Annotated in this window: 14 protein-coding genes; 7 read left to right on the forward strand and 7 right to left on the reverse strand. The window is 69.4% G+C overall.

Going from position 1 to position 13,244, the window contains the following annotated elements:
- Window positions 1-131: 131 nt before the first annotated feature.
- From ACFVM3_RS30040 to ACFVM3_RS30060, 5 genes are all read right to left on the reverse strand, one after another.
- Complete coding sequence (locus ACFVM3_RS30040) at window positions 132-773, reverse strand: response regulator transcription factor (RefSeq protein WP_378443307.1); 642 nt, start codon at window positions 771-773, stop codon at window positions 132-134.
- A gap of 119 nt (window positions 774-892) precedes the next feature.
- Window positions 893-2,155 (reverse strand): amidase, encoded by a 1,263-nt coding sequence (locus ACFVM3_RS30045; RefSeq protein ID WP_378443308.1) that lies wholly within the window; start codon window positions 2,153-2,155, stop codon window positions 893-895.
- Window positions 2,140-2,400, reverse strand: coding sequence for a hypothetical protein (locus ACFVM3_RS30050; RefSeq protein ID WP_378443309.1), 261 nt, complete (start codon window positions 2,398-2,400; stop codon window positions 2,140-2,142). The genes ACFVM3_RS30045 and ACFVM3_RS30050 overlap by 16 nt, the downstream gene beginning before the upstream one ends.
- The gene (locus ACFVM3_RS30055) at window positions 2,397-2,897 is read right to left on the reverse strand and encodes a flavin reductase (protein ID WP_378443310.1); all 501 of its coding nucleotides are present in this window, start codon (window positions 2,895-2,897) and stop codon (window positions 2,397-2,399) included. The genes ACFVM3_RS30050 and ACFVM3_RS30055 overlap by 4 nt, the downstream gene beginning before the upstream one ends.
- Window positions 2,898-2,967: 70 nt before the next feature.
- The gene (locus ACFVM3_RS30060; RefSeq protein ID WP_378443311.1) at window positions 2,968-4,455 is read right to left on the reverse strand and encodes an ATP-binding protein; all 1,488 of its coding nucleotides are present in this window, start codon (window positions 4,453-4,455) and stop codon (window positions 2,968-2,970) included.
- Between the two features lie 159 nt (window positions 4,456-4,614).
- On the opposite strand from ACFVM3_RS30060, the gene ACFVM3_RS30065 reads away from it, so the two are divergent.
- From ACFVM3_RS30065 to ACFVM3_RS30090, 6 genes are read left to right on the forward strand one after another with little or no spacing between them, the layout of a single operon-like run.
- The gene (locus ACFVM3_RS30065) at window positions 4,615-5,754 is read left to right on the forward strand and encodes an acyl-CoA dehydrogenase family protein (RefSeq protein WP_378443312.1); all 1,140 of its coding nucleotides are present in this window, start codon (window positions 4,615-4,617) and stop codon (window positions 5,752-5,754) included.
- A 37-nt stretch (window positions 5,755-5,791) separates the two neighbouring features.
- Entirely contained in the window at window positions 5,792-6,163 is a 372-nt protein-coding gene (locus tag ACFVM3_RS30070; protein ID WP_378443313.1) for a hypothetical protein, read from the forward strand.
- A 5-nt stretch (window positions 6,164-6,168) separates the two neighbouring features.
- On the forward strand, window positions 6,169-7,467 hold the full coding sequence (locus ACFVM3_RS30075) for a Rieske 2Fe-2S domain-containing protein (protein WP_378443314.1): 1,299 nt from the start codon (window positions 6,169-6,171) through the stop codon (window positions 7,465-7,467).
- A complete protein-coding gene (locus tag ACFVM3_RS30080; protein ID WP_378443315.1) occupies window positions 7,460-7,954 on the forward strand; it encodes an aromatic-ring-hydroxylating dioxygenase subunit beta in 495 nt (164 codons plus the stop codon). The genes ACFVM3_RS30075 and ACFVM3_RS30080 overlap by 8 nt, the downstream gene beginning before the upstream one ends.
- Window positions 7,951-8,700, forward strand: coding sequence for an SDR family NAD(P)-dependent oxidoreductase (locus tag ACFVM3_RS30085; RefSeq protein ID WP_378443316.1), 750 nt, complete (start codon window positions 7,951-7,953; stop codon window positions 8,698-8,700). The genes ACFVM3_RS30080 and ACFVM3_RS30085 overlap by 4 nt, the downstream gene beginning before the upstream one ends.
- A 15-nt stretch (window positions 8,701-8,715) precedes the next feature.
- Window positions 8,716-9,669, forward strand: coding sequence for a PDR/VanB family oxidoreductase (locus tag ACFVM3_RS30090; RefSeq protein WP_378443317.1), 954 nt, complete (start codon window positions 8,716-8,718; stop codon window positions 9,667-9,669).
- A gap of 90 nt (window positions 9,670-9,759) precedes the next feature.
- Here the strand turns inward: ACFVM3_RS30090 and ACFVM3_RS30095 are convergent, their stop codons facing one another.
- On the reverse strand, window positions 9,760-11,265 hold the full coding sequence (locus ACFVM3_RS30095; RefSeq protein WP_378443318.1) for an FAD-dependent oxidoreductase: 1,506 nt from the start codon (window positions 11,263-11,265) through the stop codon (window positions 9,760-9,762).
- Window position 11,266: 1 nt separating this feature from the next.
- On the reverse strand, window positions 11,267-12,184 hold the full coding sequence (locus tag ACFVM3_RS30100; RefSeq protein WP_378443319.1) for a diiron oxygenase: 918 nt from the start codon (window positions 12,182-12,184) through the stop codon (window positions 11,267-11,269).
- A 121-nt stretch (window positions 12,185-12,305) separates the two neighbouring features.
- On the opposite strand from ACFVM3_RS30100, the gene ACFVM3_RS30105 reads away from it, so the two are divergent.
- Window positions 12,306-13,157, forward strand: a complete 852-nt coding sequence (locus ACFVM3_RS30105; RefSeq protein ID WP_378443320.1) for an alpha/beta fold hydrolase — start codon at window positions 12,306-12,308, stop codon at window positions 13,155-13,157.
- The last annotated feature ends 87 nt before the right edge of the window (window positions 13,158-13,244 follow it).

Here is a 13,244-nt window from a genome sequence, read left to right on the forward strand (position 1 = left end):
TACGGACTTCGGTGATCACCACGCGCCCCACCTGCACCAGCAGTCACAAGAGTTGCGCGTGAAGGCCTCCTTCCCAGTACATGAAGGCCCCCTTCCTGTACCTAGGCGCAAGGAAGGGGGCCTTCATGTACCTACACCGGGACCTGGTGTTGCAGGACGTCCCGCACCAAGGTGCCGAGGCTGTCCGACTCGGTCTTGGCCTTGATGCGGGCCCGGTGCACATCGACGGTCTTCACGCTGGTGCCCAGCCGGCGCGCGATCAGCTGGCTGGGCAGGCCGTCGATCACCAGCCTGAGCACCTCCCGCTCGCGCGGGGTCAGTGTCGCGATCCGCTCGCCGACGGCCTTGCGGCAGGCGGCCGCCGAGAACCGTTCCGACGCCACCACCAACTGGGCCTGGACGACCTCCAGCATCCGCTGCGGCTCGTATGGTTTCTCGAGGAAGTCGACGGCGCCCAGCCGCAGTGCCCGCACGGACATCGGGATGTCGCCATGCGCGGAGCAGAAGATCACCGGGGCCGGGAATTCGCGCGCGACGAGCTTCTCCTGCAGTTGCAGCCCGCTGAGCCCCGGCATTCGGACGTCGATGATCAGCACGCTCGGCTCGTCGGGGTCGAACTCCTCCAGGAACGTCGGCCCGTCCGGGTAGACGAGCGCCTGGATGCCGACGCTTTCCAGCAGGAACACCAGGGATTGGCGGATGGCCTCGTCGTCGTCGACGATGTAGACCACCGGCGACGTCTCGCCGCCGGCCGCGGATTCGGTGCTGATCATGCGGAGCTCCTTCTGGTCGAAGGGTAAGCCAAGGGGCGGACGAGCCGCTCGCGCACGGTCGGGAGTCCATGACGCGAAAGCCACTTTCGCAACACCCCGCCGGCACTCCAACGACACCCTCACTCCCCAGATGACGGCCCGGCGAGCGTCCGTTCCACCCAGCAGGCGTGTCCGAGCAGTTCGGCATCCCCGCCGTGGCGCCCGGCAAGTTGGAGTCCGAGCGGCAGGCCCGCCGTGTCGGTGAACCCGGGCAGCGCGACCACGGGCAGACCGAGCGCCTGCCAGCCTCGGCTCAGCACGGGATTCCCCGTCGCCTCCAGTCCGCGCGGCGCCGCGCCGGGCGCGGCCGGGCCGAGCACGACGTCGTAGGAGTCGAACACCTCGGCGAGCCGGACAGCGCCGTCGGCGATGGTGGCCCTGGCGCTTTCGTACTCGTCGGACGAGATCGCGGCGCCGGTCCGCAGCAGCTGCGCCAACGGAGCGCTCAACCTCTCGGCCACGGCCAGCTCGGCGGCTCTTTCCCGGGCCGCCTCGTAGGCCATCACCACCGGATGCGCATGGGTGAGGCCGGCCATCAGCCGTTCGTCGAGGAAAGCCGAGACGGTCGCCCCTGCTTCCCGCAGGCGCTTCGACGCTTCCGTCACGGCGTTCCGCATCGGCGCTTCAACGACATCGAGTGCGTCGGCGGACCACACGAGGATCCGCGGCGGCCGAACGGGAGCGGGATCGCCGGTCAGCGCCGACCACGCGAGCGCGAGGTCGGCGACCGTGGCCGCGAAGACGCCGTGGCTGTCCAGGCTGGGACTCAGCCCCGTCACCCCGGAGGCCGGATACCGGCCATGGCTCATGACCAGCGACGCCACCCCGCAGTACGACGCCGGTCGGGTGACCGATCCGGCCGTCTGCGAGCCCAGCGCCAGCGGAACCTGCCCGGACGCGACGGCGGCGGCCGAGCCGCTCGACGAGCCGCCCGGGGTATGCCCGGGAGCCACGGGATTGCGGGTCGGGCCGGGGGCGAAGAACGCGAACTCGGTCGTGACCGTTTTCCCGAGCGGCACGGCGCCTGCCGCGCGCCACGCGGCCACGATCGCCGCATCCGAGGTCGCCGGAGCGGCCTCCGCGCGCAGCGCGGAACCGCAGCGAGTGGGCACGCCCGCCAGATCGATGATGTCCTTGACCCCGAGTGGCACGCCGCCGAGCGGCCCGCCCACGCCCGGCAGGAAGGCCGTCCGTTCGACCCAGGCGTGCAGCTCCGCTTCCGTCTCGGCGATCCGGGCCAGCGCCCGCTTCGACGCCTCGTCGGGGGTGGTCCGCCCCTGCCGCAGATCCCGGACGAGTTCCCGCAGCGGCCACGGGCGCGCGAGCCTCACTGTTCCTCCCATGCGGCATCCGCTTCCCAGTAGTCCACACCCCCGGCGCTCACCCCGTGTCGCCATTCCGAGGTACGCCTCAGGAGGGGCTCGACCCGCGCGGTCACCTCGTCGGCGGCGTCGGGACCGTCGGCAGGGGCCTGCCAGTGGACCCAGTCCAGCTCACGGCCTTCGGCGTCGTGCACGAACAGGTCCACATGGCGCCAGCCGTATCCGTGCGTGTCGTTGTAACACATCAACGTGGTGCGCTCGGTCATGGCGCGATCCGGTGGAATTCGCGCCGGAAGTAGGCGAGGCCCCCGGCGTCCTCGTCGACGAAGACGTCCTCGACCTCGACGAAGAGCACGGTGTGCGTGCCCTGGGTGAACTCGGCGCCGACCCCTCCGATGAGGACGGCGGCGGCATCGCGGACGACGGGGATGCGGAACCGGTCGTGATCCCAGACCTCGAACCGGAACCGGTCGAGCATCGGTACGTCGGTCGCACCGGCGAATTGCAGGGCGAGGTCCTTGTGCTGGGGTGCCAGGACGTTGATGGCCATCCGCCCGTTCGTCCGGAAGATGTCGTGCGTGTAGCTCGACTGGTTGACGCAGACCAGCAGGGTCGGCGGTGTGTCGGTGACCGAGCAGACCGCGCTCACCGTGATGCCGGCGCGGCCGCTGACGCCGTCGGTGGTGACGATGTTGACAGCCGTCGAAAGGTTCGCCATCGCCGCGCGAAACCGTCGCTGGGTGGTGGTCAGCTCATCGGGCATACCTCGACGCTAGAGCCGGAGCCGAAACCCGCGATATCCCGAGTTCCACCGCGCCGCCTGAGGATTTCCCTTACGTGGCCAGCGGAAGCGCGAACCCGAACCGGGAGCCACCGTCGTCGAGCCGCTCGGCCCAGATGCTTCCGTGCTGCCGGGTGATGATGCGGTGGCTCAGCGCCAGCCCGATACCGCTGCCGCCGGGTTTGCTGGTGAACGACTCAGCGAAGGGATCCCTGGCGACGCCGCGGCCGTGATCGTCGACGGTGAGGACTCCTACGCCCTCCTTGGCACGGGTGCCCACCGTGATCCGCCGTCGCACGGGTTCGCATTCCGCGGTCTCGTCGATCGCGTTGAGGCACAGGTTCATCACCACCTGACCGGTGAGGACGCGTTCGCACCGCACCGGCACCGGCGCCGGATCGAGCCGGACGCGGACTTCCACGGCGTGCGGCGCGGCGCTCAGTTCGATGAAATACAGGCATTCGCGGACGATCTCGTTCAGGTCCACCATCTGCTCGACCTGTTCCAGATGCCCGACGAACGACCGCAGTGAACCGACGATGTCCTTCGCCCGGTCGATCTGGCGGGCGACGCTGTCCAGGCCGTAGCCCATCTGCTCACGGACGTCACCGAAGTCCGCCATCGTGGCGGCACGCGCGCGGATGCCCGCGATGAAGTTCGCGGCGGCGGCCAGCGGCTGGCCGAGTTCGTGCGCGATCGCCATCGCCATGTCCCCCATGGCGTTGTAGCGGGCCAGATAGTTCTCGTGCCGCAATTCCAGCTCTCGCCGCGCTTCGCCGCGCACCCGCTCGGAGACGTCGTGCAGGATCATGAGGTACGCGTCGACCTCGGACTCCGACAGCCGCTCCAGGCTCCCTTCCAGCCAGGTCGCGTTCTCCCCCGGCAACTCCAGCTGCACCGGCCCGACCGGATCCGCGCCGGCCACCACCTCGGTCCAGCGCACCGGCCTGCCTCCCAGATGCAGCCGCGCGTACGCGGTCAGCGGCTCCCCGGCCAGCCGATCGTCGTCGCCGGTCAGGCCGAGGAAGGTCAGCGCGCTGTCCGTGGCGAACCGCACGGCTCCGGCGGCGTCGAGCATGAACGCCACGGTCGAGGTGTGCCGCGCCAGCGCGTCGACGTACGACGTCGTCAGCTTCAGCTCCCGTTCGACCTCCTCCGCGCGCTGGATGTCGCGGAACTGGACCATCACGGCCGGTCCCCGTTCCAGCTCGACCCGGATCGCCACCGCGTCGGTGGGGATGACGCGGCCGGATTTGCTCCGGTAGTGCCACACGATGCGGCTCGAACCGTGGTCCACCGCGGCCTGGAGCCACGCTCGCCCGATGACCCGGTCGTACTGCTGGGCGGAGCTGCTCATGTGGTTGGCCTTGAGCGGGCGCAGCTCCGAAAGGCTGAATTCGAGCATCTCGCACGCGGCGGGATTGGCCCACAGGATGTTCTTGGTCGCCGCGTCGTGGACGAGCACGCACACCTTCGAAGCGTTCATCATCGCCACGAAGTCGCCGGTGGCCAGCTCGGGCGCGATCGGATCGACGTCCACGGCCTCAGCATAGGAGTTCGCCGCCGGACGGCCCGGTAAGGATTTCCCCTACCGGCCTGCGTGGGAATCCCCCGCCGCGGGCAGGCAATGACCAATGGCCACACACGCCGGTGATCCCTAGCGTCGGAGACATCTTCCCTACGACGCGAGGAGCGCCAGATGGCCCAGACCCGGGAGAGCCCGGCCACGACGCTCGAGGATGTCCTGGCCGAACTTCTCGAGCGCCGTCAGGAATTCCGCGACCAGCGGTACGTGCCCCGCGACTTCGTCACCCGGCTCAAGGAAGCGGGCGTCTACCGTTCCGCGACCCCCGAACGGTTCGGTGGTGAGCCCCTGCCGCCTGCCGACTTCCTCCGGATCGTGGAGCGGATTTCCGTCGTCGACGGCTCCACCGGCTGGGTGGCCAGTTTCGGCTCCGCGCTGGTCTATCTCGCGGCATTGCCCGTCGAGACGCAGGCCGAGCTGTACGCCGACGGTCCGGACGTGTGCTTCGCCGGCGGTCTCTTCCCCGTGCAGCGGGCGGAACCAACCGCCATCGGCTTCCTGGTCGACGGCCGCTGGAAGTTCGCGAGCGGCTGCATGGGCGCGGACGTCCTGGGCGTGGGGATCCCCGGAGACGACACGACCGCCGGAAAGCCGCGTACCGCGCTGCTGCGGCCGGAGCAGGTCGAGATCGTCCGGGAGTGGGACGTCGTCGGGATGAAGGGCACCGGTTCCTTCGACCTGGTCGTCGACAAGGTCGAGGTCCCGCGCGAATGGACGTTCATCCGTGGCGGCGAACCGACCATCGACGAGCCGCTGTACCGCTACCCCACCCTCGCCTACGCCTCGCAGGTCCTGGCGGTCGTCGGCGCGGGTGTCGCCCGCGCCGCGCTCGACTTCGCGACCGAGGTCGGGAGCGGCCGTTCGGGGGTCACGGGCGCGCCGAAACTCGCCGACCGCGCCTACTACCGGACGGGCTTGGCCGAAGCCGAGGCGACGATGCGTTCGGCGCGGGCGTACTTCTACGAGGTCACCGACGAAGCGTGGCAGACCGTGCTGGACGGCGACCCCGTGACGCCGGAGCAGAACGCGCATCTCCGCCTCGCCTCGACCCACCTCGCGAAGACCGCCGCGGAGACCGTCAACCGGGTCATCACCCTGTCCGGGACCGGCGCCATCGGCACCGGCCACCCGCTGCAATGGCTGCTCGGCGACGCCCTGGTCCCCCAGCAGCACGCCTTCCTGGGCCCGGCCATGTACGACGCCGCGGGTGCCGTGCTGATGGGGCATCCGCCCACCGTTCCCGGCTTCCAGTGACCACCACCGACCGCTGACGAGGAGTTGGACCACCACCATGAGCGATACCCCGCTGCGCGTGCTGTTCTGCATCGGTATCAACCAGAACTTCTTCGACCTTCCCGAAGGCGGCGTCGCCGCGGGCGACGTCTGGACCGCCTTCGTCGCGCTGATGGACGGCATCAAGGGCCTTCCCTGCGTGGACTTCATCGGCGACATCGACGACGACTCGCATATGGTCGGCCCGTCCGACGGCTGGCCGTGGACGTGTTACCTGCTCTGCGATGTCGATTCCCAGGAAACCGTCAGGCAGGCGTGCGACTTCCTGCGCAGCACGCCGGTCGGCGACAGCCCGTGGAAGCTGTGGAAGTACGCCAAGATCGAAGCGCGTATCGGCCGCGCGCTCACTCCGCGCGAATACCGGGGTTGATCGCGATGACTACAGAATTCACCGCAGCGACCGTGTACGACCTGCCGCCCGCCGACCTCGTCCTCGGCGACCGGGTCGCCGGCCGGATGTACACCGACCCGGCGATCTTCGACCAGGAGATGACGAAGATCTTCGAGCGGGCCTGGATCTGGGTCGCGCACGAATCGGAACTGCCCAAGCCCGGCAGCTTCAAATCGACCCACGTCGGACGGCATCCGGTCATCGTGACCAAGGATCGCAAGGGCGAGATACGCACGCTCGTGAACCGCTGCCGCCACCGGGGCGCGTCACTCTGCGAGAAGAAAATCGGGCACGCCAACGGGTTCACCTGTCCGTACCACGCCTGGTCCTACGGCCTGGACGGCAAACTGCGCGGCATCCCGTACCCCGACGGGTACGAGGGTGTCATGGACAAGGCCGATCTCGGGCTGAAGACCCTGCGCACCGAGTCGTACGGCGGGATGATCTTCGCGACCCTGAACGCCGACGCCGAACCGCTGGCCGACTTCCTCGGCGACGTCAAGCTGTGGATCGACCGCTTCATGGCACAGGGTGGCGGCTACCCGGTGAAGGTGCTCGGCACCCACCGGTTCACCTACCGCGGCAACTGGAAGATCCAGCTGGAGAACACCACCGACGGGTACCACTTCCCCATCGTGCACCGCTCCTGGATGGCCTCGGTCGACGCCGAAACCGCCGAGATGATGTCGTTCATGACCGACCCGACGGCGCTCACCCACGACCTCGGCAACGGCCACTCGGTGATGCAGATGGTCCCCGAGCACTCCGATCTGGACGCGGACGACGGCAGCGAGCCGCTCCAGCCTCGGTTCGACGGCCTGGTCGCCCAGCTCGAAGCCGCGGGGGCGGACGAAGCCGAGATCCGCAGGCTCGTCCGTGCCGTGCACGGCACCGGGTTCAACCTCAACCTGTTCCCGAACGTGTCGATGTCGATCTCGTTCTTCCGGGTTCTGCGGCCGATCAGCGTCGACGAGACCGTCATCGAGCACGTCGCGCTCGGCAGCGACGGCCCGCCCGAGATCGTCGGGCCGGTCAACCGGGAGCGGTTGCGTGCCCACGAGCATTTCCAGGGCCCGTTCGGTTTCGGCACACCGGACGACTCCGAAGGCTGGGACCGGGTCCAGCGCGGCGCCCAGGGCGCGCCCGAGATGCCGATCATGGTCAACCGCGGTCTCGGCCGCGAGAAACCCTCCGCCGAGGGCTGGCCGACCAGCCACGTCACCGACGAGACCGGGATGCGGGCGGCGTACGCCCAATGGAAGCGGATGATGAGCGATGACTGAGACTCTCACCGATCCGCGGGTGGTCCGCGCGATCGAGCTGGCCTGGCGCGAGGCCGCGCTGCTGGACGCCAAGGATTACGAAGCCTGGCAACGGCTTTACGCCGACGACGCGATGTACATCATCCCGATCGAACGCGACGCCGAGGACTTCGACGACGTCCTGAACATGGTCCACGACGACGCCCGGATGCGCGGGCTGCGCGTGCGGCGGATGACCGAGGGCTACGCGCTCGCCGCAGTGGACTCGGCGATCACCGTGCGGACAGTCTCGCGTTTCATCCCCACCGGCGTCGACGACCGGTCGGTCACGCTCAAGGCCGCCCAGATCATCGTGGCGTACAAACGCGGCCGCCACGATCTCTGGGCCGCTGACGTCGATTACGTCGTCCGCCTCGGTGCCGATGGCGACGAAGACCGCTTCGCCCGCAAGGTCGTCCGGCTGGTCAACGCCGACGAAGCCGTTCCCGCCGCGGGATTCCTGCTGTGAGCGGCACCGCGCCGGTCGCCGTCGTCACCGGTGGGGCGACCGGGCTCGGCGAGCATATCGTCCGGCGCCTGCACAGCGGTGGCCATCGGGTGGCGATCGCCGACCTCGACGAAGCGGCCTCGAAACGCCTCGCCACCGAACTGGACCGGAGCGGGGCGCACGCCCAGAGCTATCGCGTCGACGTCGCCAGCCGTCCCGACATCGACCAGCTGCTCGCGTCGGTGCTCGGTGACTTCGGCGGGGTCCAGGTCTTGGTGAACAACGCCGCCCGCACGCAGGCCCGGCCCTTGCTGGAGATCACGCCGCAGGAGCTCGACGAGGTGATGGCGGTGAACTTCAACGGCACCTTCCACGCCTGCCAGCTGTTCGGCGCGCACATGGCCGAAGCCGGGTACGGCCGGATCGTCAACATGGCCTCACTGGCCGGGCAGAACGGCGGCACCGCGACCGGCGGGCACTACGCGTCCTCCAAGGGCGCGATCCTGTCGGCGACCAAGGTGTTCGCCCGCGAGCTCGCCGCCAAGGGCGTCACGGTGAACGCGGTCTCTCCCGGCCCGCAGGACAGTCCCATGGTCCACCGGATCGTCGGCGAGGAGGGCCTCGACCGGCTGAAGGCCGGGATCCCGGTGGGACGGCTGGGAAGCATGACGTTCATCGCCGAGATGGTGGCGTTGCTCGCCTCCCCCGAAGCCGCCTCCGTCACCGGCGCCTGCTGGGACGCCAACGGCGGCCTGTTCATGCGCTGACCAGGAGGCACCCAGATGACGAACGTCCTCTTCCGCGTCGTCGAAATCACCGAAGAGACGCCGGAAATCCGTACCCTGCGGCTGGTCCGGCAGGACGACGAGCCGCTGCGCGTCCGGTACCGGGCGGGGGCGCACGTCGACGTGGTCGGCCCGACGGGGGTGCTGCGGCAGTATTCGCTGTGCGGCGCCCCCGACGATCCGCGTTCGATCCTGATCGCCGTCAAACGGGAGCCGGACTCGCGCGGTGGATCCGCGGCCATGCATCAGGTCTCGGTCGGCGATCACCTCAAGCTCAGCGAACCACGCAATCTGCTGAAGGTAGCCGAAGACGCGGACCGCCACGTCCTCGTCGCCGGCGGCATCGGCATCACTCCGCTGCTGTCGATGGCCTACGAGCTCTACACCTGGGGCAGCGAATTCGAGCTCCACTATTTCGCCCGCTCCCGCGAAACCGCGGCCTTCGTGCGGTTGCTGGAAGAACGGGTGGAGTTCGCCGACCGGGTGCGGCCGCATTTCGGCGTGCCCCGTGCCGAACAGCCCGCCGTCCTGCGGACGATCGCCGCGGACCTGACGCCGTCGGCCCACGTCTACACCTGTGGTCCGGACGGCTTCATGCGGCAGGTCGGCGACGTGCTCGGCCCGGTCGTCGGCGCGGACCACGTGCACGTCGAGCATTTCGAAGCGGCCGAGGTGGACACGTCGGCCGACCGCCCGTTCACCGTCGAACTCGACACCGGTGAGGAGTTCGAGGTACCGGCGGGGAGATCGATCCTGGCGGTCCTCGAGGACAACGGCATCGAAGTGTTCAAGTCCTGCGAGGAAGGCATTTGCGGCTCGTGCGTGTCCGGGGTACTGGAGGGCACCCCGGACCATCGGGACAACTGCCTGACCGCCGCCGATCGCGAAAGCCAGATGGCGCTCTGCGTCTCGCGCGCGCTCACCGACAGACTCGTCATCGAGCTGTACTGAGCCGCCCCTGCGACGTTGCGAAAGCCACTTTCGCGACCTTGAAGGTTGGGAAAGTGGCTTTCGCAGCACACCGCCGGCGCCGCCCCGGGGTCAGCGCCGCCGGAACCGTGCGGCCAGCGCGGCCACCGGCGACCGCCGCTCCCGCACCGGCAGCCTGCCGGACGTGATGTCCTCCAGCAGCGTCGCCACGGTCTCCCGCGCGCAAGTCCGGTTCGCGCCGATACCGCCCGAGGGACCGCGTTTGATCCACCCGACCACGTAGGCGCCGCCGCGTCCGTCGACGCGGCCGGCGGTGTTCGGGATCGTGCCGCGAGTGTCGTCGAACGGAAGACCCGGCACCGGCACACCTCGATAGCCGACAGCGCGGACGACCTGCCCCGCCGCGATTTCGACCGGCTCTTCCGGGCCCGTGACGCGAAGCCCCCGCACCTGGGTGTCGCCGACGATCCCGGTGGGCGCGGAGTGGAAGCGCAGGACGATCCGGCGTCCGTCCGAGGCCGGCGGCGCCGTCCAGTCGACGGTCTCGCGGCCGAGTTCGCGCAGCAGCGCCGCCTTGCCGGTGCCGGCGTCGATCGCGGCCGTGGTGCGCGGGTCCGCGTCGTCGACGACGAGCGGCACACCGGCGCGTCCTGTCAGCGCGATCAGCTCCGGCGAGGTGTAAGCGGCGTCCTCCGGCCCGCGCCGGGCGAGCAGCACGACCTCCCGGACCTTGCTGCTGCGCAGGCGTTCCAGCGCGTGCGGGGCGATCGTGGTCCCGGCGAGGTCGTCGGGGTCGGCGGTGAGGATCCGGGCGACGTCGAGCGCGACGTTGCCGGTGCCGACCAGCACGACCCGTTCCGCGGACAGGTCCACCGCGTTCGCGGGCACGTCCGGATGACCGTTGTACCAGGCGACGACGGTGGTCGCGGCGATGCCGCCGGGCAGGTCCTCGCCCTCAAGACCGAGACCGCGCGCGGAAGAGGCACCGACCGCGTAGACGACCGCGTCGTGGCGCTCGGCCAGCTCGTCCACGGACACGTCGCGGCCGACCTCGGTGCCCAGGCGCATCCGCAGCCGCGGATGCTCGTGAAGGCGCGAGAACGTCTCGCCGATCCGCTTCGTGGCGGGATGGTCCGGTGCGACGCCGTAGCGGACGAGCCCACCCGCGACCGGCAGCCGGTCGATCAGGGTGACCCGCGCGTTCGTGTGGAGAAGCAGATCCTCGACGGCGTACATACCGGCCGGTCCGGTGCCGACGACGGCGATGTCGGGCGGCGCGAAATCGCTCGGGATGGCCCGGTCGAACGTCGGCGGGGCCCACCGGTGGAAGTTCGGCGCCGGATCCGGCGAAGGGACGGTCTCGCGGTCGGCGTAGAAGGCCTCGTTGATACCCGCGTAGACCTTCAGCGATCCGGTCAGCAGATCCACCGGGAAGATCGCGTCCACCGGGCAGGCGTCCGCGCAGGCCCCGCAGTCGATGCACGAGGCAGGATCGACGTAGAGCATCTCGGTGGTGCCGAAATCGGGCTCGTCCGGCGTCGGGTGGATGCAGTTGACCGGGCAGACCGACACGCAGGTGGCGTCGTTGCAGCAGGTCTGGGTGATCGCGAAGGCCATGTCAGATCAGGTTCGCCCGCTTGTAGAACACCAGCGCGGGGCGGGTGAGCAGACCGCAGGAGCCGAGGAACTCCATCAGGCCCGCACAGCTCGACCGCATCATCGCCTTGTGGTGCTCGTTGGCCTTCGCCTCGCGCAAGGCGCGCTCGGTGTCGAGCCCCGCGTTCTTGTAGACGTCGCGGTTGATCATGCTGCTGACGATGAAGTACGACGCGATGGCGATGACCAGCGCGTTGATCCGGCGGCGCACGAAACCCGCGCCCTCCAGCTGCTCCCGCGTCTCCTCACGGGCGAACTTCATGTGCCGGGACTCTTCGACCACGTGGATGTTGTTGATGGTGCGCACGAACGGGACCACGCGCTCGTCACGCATCCAGTCGCGCTGCATCACGTCGAGGACCTCTTCGGCGACGAGAATGGCCGCGTACGCCGCTTCGCCGGTGGCCGTCGCCTTGAAGATCCGGCCGAGTTCGACGGCGAGCTTGCGCGGGCGGTACGGCGGCGCGCCGAGCTTCTCCGCGCCGCGGGCGAACATGATCGAGTGGCGGCATTCGTCGGCGATCTCGGTGAGCGCCCACTGGAACGCCGGGTCGGTCGGGTCCTTGGCGTAGAAATCGCGGAGCACCATCTGCTGCAGGATCATCTCGAACCAGATGCCGGTGCTCGCGACCGAAGCCGCTTCCTGGCGCGTGAGCTCCTTCTGCTGCTCCGTGCTCATCTCGGCCCAGTAGCTCGTCCCGTAGAGCGTGCTCCACTCCGGGCTGGCGCCGTGGAAGTCCTTGTCCAGCGGCGTCTCCCAGTCCACCTCGGTGGCCGGGTCGTAGGACAGCATCGCGGACGAATCGAGAAGCCGCTGCGCGGTCTCGTGGCGGCCTGCCCCGGCCGTTGCCGCGGTGCTCGGCACATCGGTGCTGGTCATACGGACCTCCCTGACGACGTCGACAGAGTGCGCGGCTACCTGTTACCGCGATTCACTGTTACCCAAGGTAACATATAGTCGAGTGGCCCCGCCAGATCGCCGAGGAACGGGAGATCCGCCCATGACCGCGCCCCGCCGTATCGACTCCTTCGACCACGACGGACTCACCTTCGACGTACGCGACTCCGGACCGCTCGACGGTGCGATCGTCGTCCTGCTGCACGGCTTCCCGCAGACCGGAGCCTCTTGGACGGAGACCGCCGCCCAGCTCCACCGGCGGGGATACCGCACGATCGTGCCCGACCAGCGCGGCTACTCACCTCGCGCGCGCCCACGAGGCCGCTTCGCCTACCGGTCGAGCCGTCTTGTGGCCGACACGGTCGCGCTCATCGACGCCGTCGGAGCCGGGCCGGTGCACCTGGCCGGACACGACTGGGGCGCCAACGCCGCCTGGTCGACCGCCGCCCGGCGACCGGATCTGATCAGTTCGCTGACCACCGTGTCGGTCCCCCACGCCGGAGCGTTCCTTCGCGCGATGCTCACCAGCGACCAGCTCATCCGGTCGTACTACATGTTCCTGTTCCAGCTCCCCTGGCTGCCCGAATTCGCCATCCGGCGACGGCCACGCGTACTGGAGCGCACGCTGGCGGGCACCGGGATGACACCGGCGCAGATCGACCAGGTCCGCCGGGACATCGTGCTCGGCGGAGCGCTCACGGGCGGACTGAACTGGTACCGCGCGATGCCGCTGCACCATCCGGCGGCCCTGCGTGCCCGGGTCACCGTGCCGACCACCCACGTATGGAGCGATGGCGACACGGCCCTGTCCCGGCGCAGTGCGGAACTCGCCGGCCAGTACGTCGACGCCGCCTACCGGCTCGAAATCCTGACCGGCGTCAGCCACTGGGTCCCCGAAGAAGCCGCGACGACGCTGGCCGACATCATCGACCGCACCGCCACGGACGCGGCCTAGGTGCTGCCCCGCAAGTCGTGTCGGCGGTCTCGGCACCCAGGTGTCGCGAAAGCCACGTTCGGGACATCAGACGCCGCGAACGTGGCT

The organism is Amycolatopsis sp. NPDC057786, assembly GCF_042797905.1.
Lineage (GTDB): Bacteria > Actinomycetota > Actinomycetes > Mycobacteriales > Pseudonocardiaceae > Amycolatopsis.

Bases quoted from the DNA above. Each gene is read 5' to 3' on its own strand.
- ACFVM3_RS30040 (WP_378443307.1), bottom strand. From the start codon at position 773: ATGATCAGCACCGAATCCGCGGCCGGCGGCGAGACGTCGCCGGTGGTC.
- ACFVM3_RS30045 (WP_378443308.1), bottom strand. From the start codon at position 2,155: ATGGGAGGAACAGTGAGGCTCGCGCGCCCGTGGCCGCTGCGGGAACTC.
- ACFVM3_RS30050 (WP_378443309.1), bottom strand. From the start codon at position 2,400: ATGACCGAGCGCACCACGTTGATGTGTTACAACGACACGCACGGATAC.
- ACFVM3_RS30055 (WP_378443310.1), bottom strand. From the start codon at position 2,897: ATGCCCGATGAGCTGACCACCACCCAGCGACGGTTTCGCGCGGCGATG.
- ACFVM3_RS30065 (WP_378443312.1), top strand. From the start codon at position 4,615: ATGGCCCAGACCCGGGAGAGCCCGGCCACGACGCTCGAGGATGTCCTG.
- ACFVM3_RS30070 (WP_378443313.1), top strand. From the start codon at position 5,792: ATGAGCGATACCCCGCTGCGCGTGCTGTTCTGCATCGGTATCAACCAG.
- ACFVM3_RS30075 (WP_378443314.1), top strand. From the start codon at position 6,169: ATGACTACAGAATTCACCGCAGCGACCGTGTACGACCTGCCGCCCGCC.
- ACFVM3_RS30080 (WP_378443315.1), top strand. From the start codon at position 7,460: ATGACTGAGACTCTCACCGATCCGCGGGTGGTCCGCGCGATCGAGCTG.
- ACFVM3_RS30090 (WP_378443317.1), top strand. From the start codon at position 8,716: ATGACGAACGTCCTCTTCCGCGTCGTCGAAATCACCGAAGAGACGCCG.
- ACFVM3_RS30095 (WP_378443318.1), bottom strand. From the start codon at position 11,265: ATGGCCTTCGCGATCACCCAGACCTGCTGCAACGACGCCACCTGCGTG.
- ACFVM3_RS30100 (WP_378443319.1), bottom strand. From the start codon at position 12,184: ATGACCAGCACCGATGTGCCGAGCACCGCGGCAACGGCCGGGGCAGGC.
- ACFVM3_RS30105 (WP_378443320.1), top strand. From the start codon at position 12,306: ATGACCGCGCCCCGCCGTATCGACTCCTTCGACCACGACGGACTCACC.